Consider the following 15,527-nt stretch of genomic DNA (forward strand, 5'->3'; position numbering starts at 1 on the left):
TTCGGTACTGATGTTTCGACCCAACAGTGAGCGCCTGGTTCCGGCTACAAGATCGGCCTTGGTGCCGAATCGGCGCTTACTACAAGGCCGATCGGATCGAGGGCCGAGGCTCCGGGACGGACAATGGGGAAGGGCGTACGTGATGAACCGCAACGCGATCACGGGGGCCTCGGTCGGCCTGCTGATGTTCAGTGTCCTGCTGGGCCTGGCGCTCGCAGCCGATGACGAGGCTGATGAAGCTGAGGCCCGCGCTCAGTACGCACTGCTCTATGGCGATCTCGATGGGGACGATGCGCTCAGCCGGGATGAGTTTCGTACGCTCATGGCTGGTCGACCGCAGTTCAAGGCACGGCCCGCGCTGATTGACCCGGTCTTCGCCCGGCTTGACGCCGATCGGAACGGTTCCCTGACGGTTCGCGAACTTGCGAAGTTGGGAACGCTTCGTCAGGCCGCTCCAGGGCTCATGAAGAAGGCTGCACGTCCGAAGATGAAGCAAGCGGTGGCCAAACCCCGCGACGCCCAAGGACAAGGGCAGGGGCAAAGGCCAATCACGCCGCAACAATTGGCCTTCTTCGAGACCAAGATTCGCCCGGCGCTTGTGACCTACTGCTACGAATGCCATGCCTCCTCGGCGAAGACGATCAAGGGAGGACTGGTTCTCGACACCCGAGAGGGGATTCGCAGGGGAGGGGACAGTGGCCCCGCCGTCGCTGCCGCACCGGACGACGAGAGCCTGCTCTTGCAGGCGATCCGCTACACCGACGACGACTTGAAGATGCCGCCCAAGAAGAAGCTCCCCGACGAGGTCATCCATGATTTCGAGCGTTGGATCGAAATGGGAGCCCCCGACCCACGCGACGGCACGTCGTCCGTGGCGGCGAAGGAGATCGACGTCGAAGGGGGACGCCAGTTCTGGGCGTTCCAACCTCCGAAGAAAGCCGATGCGCCCAAGGTCAAAGACGAGGCCTGGCCGCGCTCCCCGATCGACCGCTTTCTCCTGGCCAGGCTCGAGGCGAAAGGGCTCGAGCCCATCATCGATGCGGACAAACGCACGCTGATCCGCCGGGTCTCTTTCGACTTGATCGGCCTGCCTCCCACCGCTGCGGAAGTCGCGGCCTTCCTCGACGATCAGTCTCCGGCTGCTTTCGAGAGCGTCGTCGACCGACTGCTCGCCTCGCCTCGGTTCGGTGAGCGATGGGGACGGCACTGGCTCGACGTGGCCCGCTTCGCCGAGTCAAGTGGGAAGCAAGTGAATATTAACTATCCAAACGCATGGCGTTATCGTGATTATGTCATTGCGGCCTTGAATAACGACAAGCCGTTCGACCGCTTCATCCGGGAAAATGTGGCAGGGGACCTGCTGCCGGCCGCCGAGGGCCGGCAACGCGCCGAGCAGCAGATCGCCACGGGCTTTCTCGCGATCGGCCCGAAGTCGCATGTCGAGCGCAACCCGTTGCAATTCCGGATGGATCTGATCGACGAACAGATCGACGCGACCTCGCAGGCGTTCCTTGGTTTGACGGTCGCCTGTGCTCGTTGCCATGACCACAAGTTCGATCCCATCCCCCAGAGCGATTATTACGCCCTTGCAGGAATCTTTCGGAGCACGGAAACCTGTTACGGGACGGTCCGGATCATCCAGAATCCGAACGCGGCCGATCTTCTGACGCTCCCGAAAGATTCGGGCCAGTTGGACGCCCAGGAACCCCTGACGGACGGAGCGCGGGCCCAGCTTCAGCGGCAAATCGACCAGCTCAAGAAGACTCGGGCCGACCTGCTCAGGAAGGGAAACCTGTTCGGCAATCAGCAAGGGCTGATGACCACGATCCGGCTCGCTTTACTCCAGAGCCGCTTGAACTCCTTTGAGGCCGACGGAACCCCGAAGTCCCGTGCCATGGGGGTCCGAGATCGGGCCTCAGCGGTCGACAGCCCGCTCTATCAACGCGGAGAGATCGACAAGCCCGGCGACGTCGTTCCGCGCGGGCTTGTGCGGGTAGTGAGCCGGGAGATTTCCGACGTCCGCCAAGGGAGCGGCCGTCTCGAACTGGCGGAGTGGCTGGCGTCTCCGAAGAATCCCCTGACGGCTCGTGTGTTCGTCAATCGGGTCTGGCTTCACCTGTTCGGGCGCGGCCTCGTTCCGACCCCCGATAACTTCGGTGCGGCCGGACAGCCGCCAAGTCACCCGGAATTGCTCGACACCCTCGCGGTTTCGTTCATGGAAGAGGGCTGGTCGGTCAAACGACTGATCCGTCAACTGGTGCTTACCCGTGCCTATCAGATGGGATCGGGCTTCGACGCAACCAACAACGAGGCCGACCCTGACAACGTCCTGGTCTGGCGGATGAGCAAGCGAAGGCTCGAAGGGGAGGCGCTTCGCGATGCGATGCTGGCGATCAGCGGCCAGCTCACTCTCGATCCTCCCAAGGGATCTCCGGTCGCTCGCGCAGGCGAAGGAAACACCACTCCGTTGCAACGGTTCGGGGGGGCCTATGACTTGCGGCTCACCTGCCGTTCCGTCTATCTGCCCGTGATTCGCAATCACTTTCTGGAATCACTCGCGCTTTTCGATTTCGCCGACCCGAGCCTGGTGGTCGCCGAACGAGCCACAACCACCGTCCCGGCGCAGGGCCTGTACCTGCTGAATAGCCCGTTTGTGATTCGCCAGGCCGAGGCCCTCGCCGATCGGTTGATCCGCGACGTCGACAACGACGGTGATCGGATCAATGAGGCCTACCTGCGGACTTTCGGCCGGCCCCCCACCGACAAGGAGAAAGGGGCGGCCCAGGCCTTCTTGGAAGGTGAATCGCGCGGCGAGGCGGCACGTCGGACCGCGAGCTCCACGCCGGGTCGTGCCGGTTGGGCGGCGTTCTGCCAGGCCCTCTTCGCCAGCGCTGAGTTCCTTTATCGAAGCTGATCACCTGATCTTGCGAACAGATCCCCGGTACACAGATTCTCGTGAAGGAGACGATCTCGGATGAACCAGGACCCTCACGCTTCGATTCTGTCCCGGCGCAGCTTGCTCAAGGCGGCGTCGTCGGGGTTCGGCTACCTGGCCTTCGCGGGGCTTTCTACCTGGGCCGCGGAGAAAGAGGCGAGCCCTCTAAGGCCGAAGCCCACGCACTTTCCCGCGCGTGCCAAACGGGTCATTTTCCTCTGCATGGAGGGGGGACCGTCGCATGTCGATACCTTCGACTACAAGCCGAAGCTCTCCAGCGACGACGGCCAGACCTTCGGTAAGGGGCGTGCGGCCGGGGCCAAGCTGCTCGGATCCCCTTGGGAGTTTCGCCAGCGCGGGCAGAGTGGGCTCTGGATCTCCGAGTTGTTCCCGGAGGTCAGCCGGTGCGCGGACGACCTCTGTCTCGTCAACAGCATGCAGACCGACCTGCCGAACCATCCCCAAGCCTTTCAACAGATGCACACGGGGATCTTCCAGTTTCCTCGCCCCTCGATGGGGTCCTGGTTGCAGTACGGGCTCGGCACCGAGAATGAAAACCTTCCCGGGTTCGTGACGATCTGTCCCCCCATCAACAATGGTGGCTCGGCCAACTACGGCAGTTCGTTCTTGCCGGCCATCTATCAAGGGACTCGGATCGGATATAGCGGGATGCCGGTTGCCGATGCGGTGGTCAGCAACCTGAAAAACCCGAAGCGTCCGGCGGCCGACCAGCGCAGGCAACTCGATCTGGTCCAGACGCTCAACCGGGAAACGCTCGAGCGGGACCAGGTGAATCCGGCGATCGACGGCGTGATCGAATCCTATGAGCTCGCCTTCCGGATGCAGGGCGAGCTGCCCGATCTGATGAACCTCACGCAGGAGTCGGAAGCCACCCGGAAGCTCTACGGAATTGGTGAGACGGCGACCGACGACTTCGGCCGACAATGCTTGTTGGCCCGGCGGTTCGCCGAAGCCGGAGTGCGGTTCGTCGAGATTTGTCACGGCGGCTGGGACCAGCACTTCAACCTGAAACAGGCCCATGCCAGCAACGCGCTGGCGATCGACCGGCCGATTGCCGGTTTACTCACCGACCTGAAGACGCGTGGCCTGCTTGAAGACACGCTTGTGGTTTGGGGCGGCGAATTCGGGCGGACCCCCTATGCGCAGCGGAACGATGGCCGCGACCACAACCACAAGGGATACAGCATCTGGATGGCGGGAGGAGGCGTTCGCGGCGGCCTGGCGTATGGCAAGACCGACGAATATGGCTATGAGGCCGTTGAAAACGCCGTCCACGTTCACGACTGGCACGCGACGATCCTGTATCTCCTCGGGCTGGACCATGAAAAACTGACCTACCGGTACGCCGGCCGCGAGATGCGCCTGACCGACGTGAAGGGGAAGGTTGTTCAGGGCGTCGTTGCCTGAGCTGGAGAGTCTGCCGTGTGTAACGCTTTGCCGAACCCGTTTCACCTTACGTCAACGCGCTCGGCCATGACATTATCGTCGGCCTAATAATTCCCGTAGGGTGGGGGACTTTCTCAGCGAGGGTGGACAAGCGCGGACAGTTACAGCAGTGGTCGCGTAGCCAGTAGGTGGCGCAGAAGTCCTTCTCCGGCAGAGCCTTGCTTCGGCTCCTCGGGCTGCCTTGGCCGCCCAAAGTGTCCGCGCTGTCCACTGGTCCTGGCATCGGCGGTGAGAAAGTCCCTAGGGTGGGCACGGCCCACCATCTTAACCTTCGCTTTGGCAAGGAGATAGGGATGGTGGGCCGTGCTCACCCTTACGGGGAAAATCGGATTCTGGCCGCTGAACCATCGTAAATCGCTGATAAGCTCATGACGGGTTCGGCGAAGCTTTTCTACCAAGGCGTCGGGTCTGGCTTCGCTAGCGATGGGGGCCTTGAGTCGTTTTGGGCCGATGCAACCGAAGCGCCGCGAGCACCTTGGCCATGTCGTCGGGCAAGGGAGCATTCAGAGCGAGATCTTCGCCCGAGAGCGGGTGCTGGATGAACAGGTTGTGGGCGTGCAGCGCCTGGCGATCGATCAGGACTTGATCGGCGCCTTCGGCTCCGGCACCAATAAGGTCGCCCAAGGTCAGGTGATCGCGGCCTGAGTACGCCTTGTCGGCCACGATCGGGTGGCCGATGTGGGCGAGATGGACGCGGATCTGGTGGGTGCGCCCGGTCCTCGGTTTGCAGCGAACGTAGGCGTAACCGTCGAATCGTTCGAGGACTTCGTAGAAGGTGACCGCTTCTTTGGCGCCATCTTCGGGGAGCCGGATCGCCATCTTCTCGCGGTTGGTCGGGTGGAAGCCGATCGGCTTCTCGATATAGTCGCTGTCGCGCGAAGGGACGCCCGAGACGATGGCGAGATATTCTTTGCGGACGGTTCGTTGCTCGAATTGTTTCGCGATGTTGCGGTGGGCGAGGTCGTCCTTGGCAACGAGCAAGAGCCCTGTCGTATCGCGGTCGAGGCGATGAACGATCCCGGGCCGGTTCTCACCGGCCACGGTCGAAAGGGTGTCGTAGTGGAACTGGAGGGCATTCACGAGGGTGCCGCTCCAGTGCCCTTTGGCCGGGTGAACGACCATCCGCGGAGGCTTGTTGACGACCGTGAGCGCCTTGTCTTCGTAGACGACCTGAAGTGGGATCTCTTCAGGGATCGGCGCTTCATCGGCCAGTTCGGGAAGCCAGACGCGGATCTCGTCGTCGAGGCGGACCTTGTACGACGCCTTGGTCGGTTGCCCATTGATGAGGACCGCCTTGGCGTCGATAACCTTCTGGATCACGCTCCGGGAATAGTCGGGGTAGCGGCTCGCGAGGTACGCGTCGATCCGCTTGCCCACCATCCGGGCCTTGACCTGAAAATCGCAAGGGGTGCTGGAGAGTTCAGGAGGCATTCTGCGCTCAGGCCGATTCGCAACCTTCGTGGTCGAAGATCAAGGCTTCGGCTCTTCCTTCTTCGGCTCGGGGGTGGTGGCCGACGGCGCAAAAACGTCCTCGGGTAACTTGGTCGCGGGGCTCGCCTTGGGCGTGTCTCCAACGGCGGGCAGTTGGGGTTTATCGTCGATGCTGGGCGGAGGCGGGGGAAGGAGCAGTGAACCGGCGCCACTGCCGCTACCACCGGGATTGAGAATGCCGGGGGGGAGCGGGATGGATTCCTGACCGAGGGGCGGTAGGGTCGTTTCCACCGGCTTGAAGGCGTACAGCTCTTTATAGAAGGCCACGCTTTCGGGCTTCTGGAGCAGCTCCGCCAGCTTCTTGGCTTCGCGTCCTTCCTCGGTATCAGGCCACGACTTGGCGACCGACTGGTATTGCTCGACGGCCTTCTCGATCTCGTTGCGAGCCTCGTGAGTCCGCGCGACACCGAACGCAGCGGCACGCGCTTGCGGGGCGTCCTTCGGCGACTCCTGGCGACCTGCTCAAAGTATTTGAGCGCCAGTTTCAACTGAGGGAGTGCCGCGTCGCGGTTGGCCGGTAGGTCGGCGAACCCCGTGTTGTAATACTCGGTGGCCGCCTGGAGGAGTGCCCATCGTTCGGCGGCGGTGTTGGGGTATTTGTTGGCAATATCGACCCGCTCGGCCGCTGTCTTGGCGGTATCCAGCTCGGTCCAAGCGTCATTCGAGGCGGCGCGGCCCGACATCAAGCCGGTACTCAGCAGCGAGAGCCCCACCACGACCACGACCAGGCCGATCAGAAGGCTCCAGAACCGCGTCTGGTTCTCCATCGCGTGAGTCAGCCAGCGCGCGAGTAGGGGGAGATCCTCCTCGGGGTGGTGAATGACGGTCGGGACCGCGTGTTCATGTTCGTGCTTCAACGGCAATCGCGGCTCGTCTTTCATCCTCAGCCTCTATTTATTCCCCGAATGAGCGACGGAGAATATCCTTGTTGAATTCTGAAAGGCCAGACCCCACGGCATCTTACAGGCTAACACGTCGGACGGTCAAGCGAACCAGGCGGGGTGAGTCGCGGCTGGTTTGGCGAGTCGTCAATGCCGACGCGTTGGAACCGTCTCAACGAACTTGTCACTCATGACCCGAGTTCGTCGGGGATTCGCTCCGGGACCGCGAGCGACTCACCCGCGGCCCCAGGAAAAAGAAAAAGAGGATGGACCAAGGAATCAAGGCTTGGTCTTCGCGCCGTTGACTTCGCTGGGCTTGACCGACTCTTCGTCGAGCATCGCCCAGACCGTTGGCTCGACGGCGTCGGCCCAGATCCGGTAGCCCTTTGGCTTCAGGTGAAGGAAGTCGGGCATGATCTCCTTCGAGATCGTGCCGTCTTCATTGAGAAACTTCGGGCCGATGTCGAGGTACTTGACCATCTGGCCATCGTCGAGCTTCGCGATCCGCTCGTTGACGGCAGCCAGCTTTTCGCGAACAGGGCCTGGCTTCTCGCCTCGGGGGAAGACGGCGAGCAAGAGGATCTTGGTCTTGGGGAGCCGCTGGCGGAGCGACTTGACGATCGCCTCGATCCCCTCGGCGATTTCATCCGAAGTATTGGCGCTGGCATTGTTCGTGCCGATCATCAGCATCGCCAGCTTGGGGCTGATGCCGTCGATTTCGCCGTTCTCGATGCGCCAGAGGACGTGTTGGGTTCGATCGCCGCCGATGCCAAAATTGGCCGCGTTGCGGGGGCCGTAGTGCCGATCCCAGACGTCGCTTGCTCCTTTTCCGCTCCAACCATTGGTGATGGAGTCGCCAAGGAAGAGCAGGTCGATGTTTCCCTGTTTGGCGCGATCGAGAAACGCCTTGTGTCGCTGCATCCAGGACCCGGCGCGCGGCGCGGGAGTGGTCGTTGATTCTGCGGTGGCCTGCGCCTGTGCTGTCTGTCCCGCAACGACGGCGGTCAGCGCCAGCGTGAGCGCCAGAACGAGTGATCGATTCCTCAGGCTGCCTGCAAGCCTGTGCATATCGCGAACCTTTCCGAGACGACAAGAGGGAAGAATGAGCCAAGGACCGTTGCCGGGTCCGCCAACAGGCCCGCCATCCTACTCGGCGCGTCGGGCCCGGTCCAGCGACCGCGCACGTCAAGGTTCGTCGATCGTCCAGGGCTGGCCGAAATGCTCCTCGAAGCAGACCTCCGGCAACTCGAAGCGTCCGGGAAACGACTCTTCTCGGGCGGCATAGCCGAGCGCCACCAGGCCGCAAACCGTGTGGTCGTCCGGGATCCCGAACGCGTCCCTGAGCTTGTCTGCCTCAAACGCCTCCATGAGCGCTGAGCCAACCCCCAACGACTCGGCGGCCATCAAGAGCGTGGCCACGGCGAGCATCGTCGAGCGGGTCGCCCAGTGAGGCAAGTCGTCCCTTCGATCCATCGCCCGCGCCGTCCTGGCACGCATCTCGGCTTGCTCCGCAAGGGTGATCGCTCCCAGGGCGAGTTGACGAGCAAGCATCGCGTCGAGATGGCTGCGGTGGGGATGGTGGTAGCCCAGGACGATCACCACGACAGGGGCCTCGGCCACGCGCGGATGCTGGAAGGCACAGCCGCGAAGCTTGCGTCGATTGGATTCGCTCCGGACGACCAGGAAACGCCAGGGCTGTAAGTTGCCATCCGAGGGGGCGAGCGTCGCCGCGTGGAGAATTTGCCTCACAAGGTCGTCGGCCAATGGGCGCGCCGGATCGAAGCGGCGAACCGTTCGCCGCCGGGCAATCACTTCGAGGACCAACGGCCCTGTTTCGATATCCATGGGAACGACGCTCAACTCTTCGCACCGAAATCCAAACCTGACTCGTCCCCCATTTCACCACTAACCCCTAGCCACACGCCACCTTCGGCGCTTAAGATTCGCCTTGCCTGGGGGAACGTTCCGCTGATCCCGTCCGAGATCGAGTGGGATGCGTTCCGCTGTTGGAATTTACGGCCTCCACCCGTTTATTTGAAGGGACGCCTTGCATGAACCGACTGCTTCGGAGTAGCTGCTGGTTAGTCCTGGGTCTGATTGCGCCGGGCTTCGCCTGCGCTGGTGAAGCGGAATGGGTCTCGCTCTTCGACGGCAAGTCAATCGAAGGTTGGACCGCGCTGGAGCTTGCCGGCAAGGGGACGAGCCACTGGGTGGTTAAGGACGGCGCAATCGAGGGTTCGGGCGCGCAGTCGATGCTCTTCAGCCCCAAGGGGCACTACAAGAACTTCCGTTATCGCGCGGAACTGAAGATCAACGACCAGGGCAACTCGGGCATGTATGTCCGGACCCCCAAGGAATCAACGTTCTCCAAGGGATACGAGATCCAGGTCAACAGTACCCATAAAGATCCGATCAAGACCGGCTCGGTTTATACGTTTGTGCATGTGTATAAGGAGCTTGTTCGCCCCGACACGTTCTTCACCCAGGAGGTGGAGGTGGTGGACAAGGATTACCGGGGCAAAATCGTCACGTCGATCAAGGTTTCGGTCAATGGCGAGGTGCTTTATGAGTTCCTCGACCACAACCGGAGCTGGAAAGAGGGCCACTTTGCTTTCCAGCAGCACGACCCGGGGAGCAAGGTGACGATTCGCAAGGTTGAGGTCATGGAACTGCCCGACTCGAAGTGATCGGTCATCGAAAAGCGATTATGATGGGGAGCACTTTGGGCGAGCGCGGGATTGCCCGTCGCTCGTCCCGAAGGGGAGAGCCAGTTTCGGAACGCGACGCAATTCTTTGAAGAGGTGATGATGGCGAATCTGTTTGTCCGAAAATCGATGGCCTCCCTCAAGGCCGAAGCGGAGGCGAGCGATAAGGAGGGACCGAAGCGGTCGCTGACGGCATTCGACCTGACCATGCTCGGCATTGGCGCGATCATCGGGGCAGGGATCTTCGTGTTGACCGGGACCGCGGCGGCGACCAATGCCGGACCGGCGATCGCGCTCTCGTTCGTCCTGGGGGGGGTGGCCTGCGCCTTCGCCGGGCTTTGCTATGCCGAAATGGCCTCCACTGTCCCGATTGGTGGATCGGCCTATACATACGCTTATGCAACGATGGGCGAATTCATTGCTTGGCTGATCGGCTGGGACCTCATTCTCGAATACTCGCTAGGCGCCACCACCGTGGCGATCGGCTGGTCGGGATACGTTGTCAGTTTTCTCCACAACATCGGCATCAACATTCCCCCGCACTTTGCCAATGCGCCCGGGACCAAGATGATCAACATCCCCGACGCGATTGCCGCCAAGTTGCACTTGGCTTCGGGGTGGACGTCGCTCACCGGGGTCGAGAACGTCCTCAAAGTAAACAAGGTGGACTGGAGTTCGTTCGCCCAATCCACTGCGTATCTCAACGTTCCCGCGATGTTGATCGTCGCGGCGGTGACGACGTTGCTCGTGTTCGGGATCAAGGAGTCGGCCCGCGTCAACAACGTGATCGTGGTGATCAAGGTCGGCATCGTCCTCCTGTTCATCGCCGCCGGGATCGGATTCGTCTCGACGGACAACTGGGGTGGCTCGTTCATTCCCCCCAACGAAGGCCCTGGGGTCTACGGCTGGAGTGGCATCCTCCGCGGTGCGGGGGTCGTCTTCTTTGCCTTCATCGGGTTCGATGCGGTGTCGACCACGGCCCAGGAGGCCAAGAACCCGCAGCGTGACATGCCGATCGGCATTCTCGGGTCTTTGGTGATTTGTACGATTCTCTATATCCTGGTCTCGTTCGTGCTGACGGGGGTTGTGAACTATAAGCAGCTCAACGTACCGGATCCGATCGCCGTCGGCGTGGATGCGATTGGCCTCAAGTGGCTCTCGCCGCTCGTGAAGCTCGGCGCAATCGCCGGACTCAGCTCGGTGATTTTGGTCATGCTGTTGAGCCAGCCGCGGATTTTCTACTCGATGTCGCGTGACGGCCTGCTGCCAGAGTTTGTGTCGAGGCTCCACCCCAAGTACGGCACCCTTACATCACGACGATTATTACCGGCATGGTGGTCATGGTCGCCTCGGCCGTTCTGCCGATCAGTATCGTGGGTGAACTCGTCTCGATCGGGACGCTGTTCGCATTCGCCGTCGTCTGTGTGGGCGTCCTCGTTCTGCGGATCACCCAGCCGGACATCGAGCGCCCGTTCAAGACGCCGCTCGTCTGGGTCACGGCTCCCCTGGGGGCTTTGTTCGCCCTCGTCCTGATGGCGGGATTGCCGCTGGATACCTGGATCCGCCTGATCGTCTGGATGGGGCTCGGCCTGGCGATTTACTTCCTGTATGGAATGCACCACAGCCGGCTCGGCCAAGAAAAACCCGTCACGGTTTCCGTGGACAACGAACTGGTCTGACTCTTTGGAGTCTCATCCTTCCTTCGATCCGCGCCTTGCGGATCGAAGTGAAGGGATCTCCGAGGCGAGCGGAGCGTGAGCTCCCTGTCTTCGGTCCATCGGCTAGGCCGTGCACCCAATAAAACAACGCTCCGCGACAGTGCGAAAGCCCCGAAGATTTTGAGTCTGCCGCAAGAAAACCGGGCCGTCTGTCTGCCTCGGAGGCCGAAATTCGCGGGAGAAACTCGTTCCCATGCTCTGCGTGGGAATGCCGTTCTGGCCGCTCTGCGGCCCCACCCGCCGGGGAAGAATCCGAGGGTGTGCCATGGTCCGAGGGAATAGGACCGGACCGGTCGTGCTACGGATTCGACCGGCCCGGAAATTCCTGGCGATCCTCGCCCTGCTGCGGATCATCGAAAAAAACAGGGAGCCCAGGCTCCCCGCTCGCCTTGATCAGGGCGAGCGAGAATTTCCGAGCGAGTCGGCCTGCCGCCCTGCCTTTGCACCCGTTCTCCTCAGACCTCCACTTCAGCCTCGGCTTTCACGGGTTTCACGCCCGAGACGCACCGGATCATCGCCGAGATGAGGATGACCGAAACGCAGGCGAGCAGCATCAGCGTCAGGCCGATGTTGAGCCAGCCTCGGAGCACCGCGCCGGACTCGATCATCTTGTAGAACTTGCCTGTGATCTCGTAATACCCCGCCGACGTCGTGGTGATCGCCACGAACAGGAGCGGGAGCAAGGTCACCGGGACGTAGCGGCTTCGGCCCGAGTTGACGAGCACCGTGGTGGCGATTGCCAACGCAATGACCGCCAGGAGTTGGTTCGCCATGCCGAACATCGGCCAGATTGTCTCGACCGAACCCGACCAGATGAAGTAACCCCAGCCGAAGACGACCAACGACGTTGCCAGCATCGAGGCGGGAAGCCAGTCAAGGTCTCCCAGCGGCTTCCAGAGTTTGCCGAGGAACTCCTGCACCAGGAATCGGCCGATCCGGGTCCCGGTGTCGATCGTGGTCAGGATGAAGAGGGCCTCGAACATGATCGCGAAGTGATACCAGTACTTGATCAGCCAATCCATGTTCGGGATCGCCCGCGAGAAGATCCGGGCCATGCCGACGGCCAGGGTCACGGCCCCGCCGGTCCGGCCGTGGAGCGACTCTTGCACGTTCTTTTCCATGGTGACGAGCTCACTTGAGTCGCCGCCATGGCCATGATGATCGACCTCCATCGCTTTGAGTTGTTGCGCGAACTGGGGACGTTTGGCGAGGTCAATGTTGATGTCGTAATACATTGAGTTCGGCAGGGCCGCCGCGGCGATCAGGGCAACGATGCCTACGAGCCCTTCCATGAGCATGGCGCCATAACCGATCATCCGGATATCGGATTCCCGGTCGATCATCTTGGGCGTGGTGCCCGAGGAAACGAGGGCATGGAAGCCCGAGATGGCGCCGCACATGATACAGATGAAGACGTACGGGAAGATCGGCCCATCGAAGTAGGGGCCGCCGCCGTTCTGGAAGTGAGTGTTCACCATCGGCGCTTCCAGCGTCGGGTTGGCGACGACGACGCCGATCACGAGCAAGCCGATCGTGCCGATCTTCAAGAAGCTGGAAAGGTAATCGCGCGGGCAGAGCAGGAGCCAGACGGGCAAGACCGAGGCGATGAACCCGTACGCGGCGATCGCGCCGATGGTCTGATTGCGGGAGAGCTCAAAGAAAGGGCGGAGATTGGACTCGGGGATCCAGGCCCCGGCGACGGTGGCGGCCAGGACCGCGATCGCGCCGACGATCGAGGCCTCCACGACTTTTCCCTTTCGGAAGCGGTACATATACCAGCCCACGAAGAGGGCGATCGGGATCGTGCAGGCGATCGTGAACGTTCCCCAGGAACTGCCCGGCACGAGCCGTTTGGTATCCTTGGGCAAGACGTAGCCGCCCCCGTTGGGATCGCCCGTGAGCCAGGAGCCGGAGGGAACCGCGAGGCGGAATGGCTCCTGGAAGGTCATCTCCTCGTCGGCTGTCTCGCCGAACCGGTAGGTCGATTTCGGGGGGACGGGGTAGATCGTCGGCTGCCCTTGCTTGATTTCTTTGATGAACGCCGCGTCGGCGGGATAGACCAGCTTGGTGCCGGCCTTCATGGGCACCTCTTCGCCGCCGAGTGCCTTGACGACCACAATGCCCAGGCCGGCCAGGGCGATGATGATGATATAGAGAATCGCGATCGTGGTGGCCGCGCCGGCGACCGGGCCGATCTGCGCCCGCGCGATGCCGGCGAGGCTCTGGCCGCCGCTACGAACGGACGCGGTCAGCACCATCATGTCCTGCACCGCCCCCGCCAGGCAGACGCCGACGATCAGCCAGATCAGGCCCGGCATATAGCCGAACTGGATCGCCAGGACCGGCCCGATCAGCGGACCTGCTCCGGAGATGGCCGCGAAGTGGTGGCCGAAGAGGACCCAGCGATTGGTGGGGTGGAAGTTTTGGCCGTCGTATTGGAGATGCGCGGGGGTCGTCCGCGAGTCGTCGAGTGCCGCGACTCGTGCTGCCAGGAAGGCGCTATAGTAGCGGTAGGCCACGGCCAAGATGGCCAGGACGCCAAGCATCACCGGCATCGCATGAACGGTCATCGCGGGTCCGATCTCCGAAGTTTCGAGAATCCGGTAGGAGGTACGATCGCAATCAACAATGGGGGAGGCCGCCGAGGCGGATGAGGGCGGTCCATGGTCCATTAAAGCTTTCCCAAGACGGAATGGCAACTTCGGGGAGAACAACACCGCAGGTTCGTTGATATCCCCACGGGCCAGAAATGACCTCGAACCCGCCGCGTCCGCCCCGTATCGTTCCACCGCGCTTCAAACCGCCTGTCGCAAACTTGAGAAATCTGGTATTACGTCGCTCGCGCTCGGGAATCTCAGCCAGGAGCGCGAACCGGGAATCATTGGGACGGTTCCCCGAGGAGATACAAGGAGGCATCGCGATGCCAGGGCAACTCCGCGCGTTCTGGGTAGTAGTTGGTGTACTCGCCGCGTCGTCCCAGGGCCGGGCCGACGACCTGGGTAAGTTCCTCGAACGCGCCGCGGGGGACCGACTCCGCCAAGTGGTCGCGCCGAAAAACCTGCAACGAGCCCTGACGACCCCCTTTACTCCTCCCTCTCCCACGGCCCAGGCGGGTGAGCCTTTCGTCGTCAAAACGGCCGATGGCTGGTCGCTCGTGGCCCATCGCTACAAGCCGACCGGGGCGCCACGCCCCGGCGTCTTGCCGGTCATCCTCTGCCACGGCCTGACCTATAACGCCCAGTTCTGGGACCTCGACCCCTCGTGCAGCTTTGCGCAATACCTGTCGCAGCTCGGCTTCGACGTCTGGGCGGTGAACCTACGGGGCTCCGGCCTCAGCCATAAATGGGTCTGGAACCTGGACGACGCTCCGGCCACCCTGATTGGCTCCGCCATGCGCCGGCTGAACCCTGGTCAGCTCGGCGCGACCGGCTTCGCCACGCTGGAACCGAAGTACGCCAACTGGACGATGGACCATCACATCGCCTACGACGTCCCCGCGTTGGTCAAGTTGGTCCGCCGCCACACCGGTGCGGCCGAGGTTGCGTGGGTTGGCCATTCGATGGGAGGCATCGTCGCTCTGGGCTGCCTCGCCCGATACCAGAACCCAGGGATCGGGCGGCTCGTGACGGTCGGGAGCCAGGTGACCATGCCCGAGGGGCAGGTCGCGATTCAGTTTCTCACCGAGATGCTCACCAAACGCCAGCTCCAGCTCGCCGGCCAGTGGAACAGCAAGGAAGTGATGACCCAGACGCGGACGAGCGTGAACAACCTCTTCTTCAACTCGCAGAACGTCCACCCGAAAATCTACGAAGCCCTGACCGGCTGGGCCACCGACGTCCCAGCCATTGGCCTGATGCAGCAGTACATGCTCCTGGCTAATAAAGGGGAGCTCGTTGATGCAAAGGGGCAATTCAACTACGCCCGTGCCATTGGGAACGTCAAGGTTCCCGTCTTCATCAGTTGCGGTGAGCAGGACAGTTTTGCTCCGCCGATCGTTCAGCGCTACCTATACGACCACATTGGCTCGGCCGACAAGACACTCTTCATCTTTGGCAAGTCGCAAGGGCTCCCGATCAACGCCGGCCATGATGACAGCCTCGTCGGCCTCAATTCCCGCGAACAGACCTACCCCGTGATCGCCCGCTGGCTTGCCGGCCAACAACCCCCCGCGGCTCGCTGATCGTCGCAAATCCTCCGTCAGAAACCCGCCATGGAACTAAGCAATCCCCCTCGTTCCCACGGTCCCCCGTGGGAATGCCGTCCCCGACGCTCCGCGTCGTCTGGCCCTCGAAAGCCGAGGACGCAGAGAGCGTCCAAGACTTCAAGGCGA

At 62.2% G+C, this 15,527-nt stretch carries 9 protein-coding genes and 1 pseudogene; 5 read left to right on the plus strand and 5 right to left on the minus strand.

Translation table 11 applies throughout. The features are described 5' to 3' along the window. Positions 1–142: 142 nt before the first annotated feature. Positions 143–2,914, plus strand: coding sequence for a DUF1549 domain-containing protein (locus V5E97_RS12015; protein WP_406701150.1), 2,772 nt, complete (start codon positions 143–145; stop codon positions 2,912–2,914). A 60-nt stretch (positions 2,915–2,974) separates the two neighbouring features. After that, complete coding sequence (locus tag V5E97_RS12020; RefSeq protein ID WP_406699561.1) at positions 2,975–4,363, plus strand: DUF1501 domain-containing protein; 1,389 nt, start codon at positions 2,975–2,977, stop codon at positions 4,361–4,363. A gap of 456 nt (positions 4,364–4,819) precedes the next feature. Here the strand turns inward: V5E97_RS12020 and V5E97_RS12025 are convergent, their stop codons facing one another. The 4 genes from V5E97_RS12025 to V5E97_RS12040 form a co-directional block, all read right to left on the minus strand. Continuing rightward, positions 4,820–5,833: an RluA family pseudouridine synthase gene (locus V5E97_RS12025; RefSeq protein ID WP_406699562.1), complete on the minus strand. Its 1,014-nt coding sequence runs from the start codon at positions 5,831–5,833 to the stop codon at positions 4,820–4,822. Positions 5,834–5,872: 39 nt separating this feature from the next. Beyond that, complete coding sequence (locus tag V5E97_RS12030; protein ID WP_406699563.1) at positions 5,873–6,160, minus strand: hypothetical protein; 288 nt, start codon at positions 6,158–6,160, stop codon at positions 5,873–5,875. Between the two features lie 893 nt (positions 6,161–7,053). After that, the gene (locus V5E97_RS12035) at positions 7,054–7,842 is read right to left on the minus strand and encodes a platelet-activating factor acetylhydrolase IB subunit (protein WP_406699564.1); all 789 of its coding nucleotides are present in this window, start codon (positions 7,840–7,842) and stop codon (positions 7,054–7,056) included. A 117-nt stretch (positions 7,843–7,959) separates the two neighbouring features. Beyond that, complete coding sequence (locus V5E97_RS12040) at positions 7,960–8,619, minus strand: nitroreductase family protein (protein ID WP_406699565.1); 660 nt, start codon at positions 8,617–8,619, stop codon at positions 7,960–7,962. A 206-nt stretch (positions 8,620–8,825) separates the two neighbouring features. On the opposite strand from V5E97_RS12040, the gene V5E97_RS12045 reads away from it, so the two are divergent. Both V5E97_RS12045 and V5E97_RS12050 read left to right on the plus strand, forming a co-directional pair. Beyond that, positions 8,826–9,461, plus strand: coding sequence for a 3-keto-disaccharide hydrolase (locus tag V5E97_RS12045; RefSeq protein ID WP_406699566.1), 636 nt, complete (start codon positions 8,826–8,828; stop codon positions 9,459–9,461). Between the two features lie 120 nt (positions 9,462–9,581). Then, positions 9,582–11,158 (plus strand): annotated as a pseudogene (locus V5E97_RS12050) (amino acid permease). A 494-nt stretch (positions 11,159–11,652) separates the two neighbouring features. Here V5E97_RS12050 and V5E97_RS12055 read toward each other — a convergent pair. Next, on the minus strand, positions 11,653–13,767 hold the full coding sequence (locus V5E97_RS12055) for a carbon starvation CstA family protein (RefSeq protein ID WP_406699567.1): 2,115 nt from the start codon (positions 13,765–13,767) through the stop codon (positions 11,653–11,655). 350 nt (positions 13,768–14,117) lie between these two features. Between V5E97_RS12055 and V5E97_RS12060 the strand changes: the two genes are divergently transcribed. Continuing rightward, a complete protein-coding gene (locus V5E97_RS12060) occupies positions 14,118–15,377 on the plus strand; it encodes an alpha/beta fold hydrolase (protein ID WP_406699568.1) in 1,260 nt (419 codons plus the stop codon). The last annotated feature ends 150 nt before the right edge of the window (positions 15,378–15,527 follow it).

Source organism: Singulisphaera photorubra, assembly GCF_045290345.1.
Lineage (GTDB): Bacteria > Planctomycetota > Planctomycetia > Isosphaerales > Isosphaeraceae > Singulisphaera.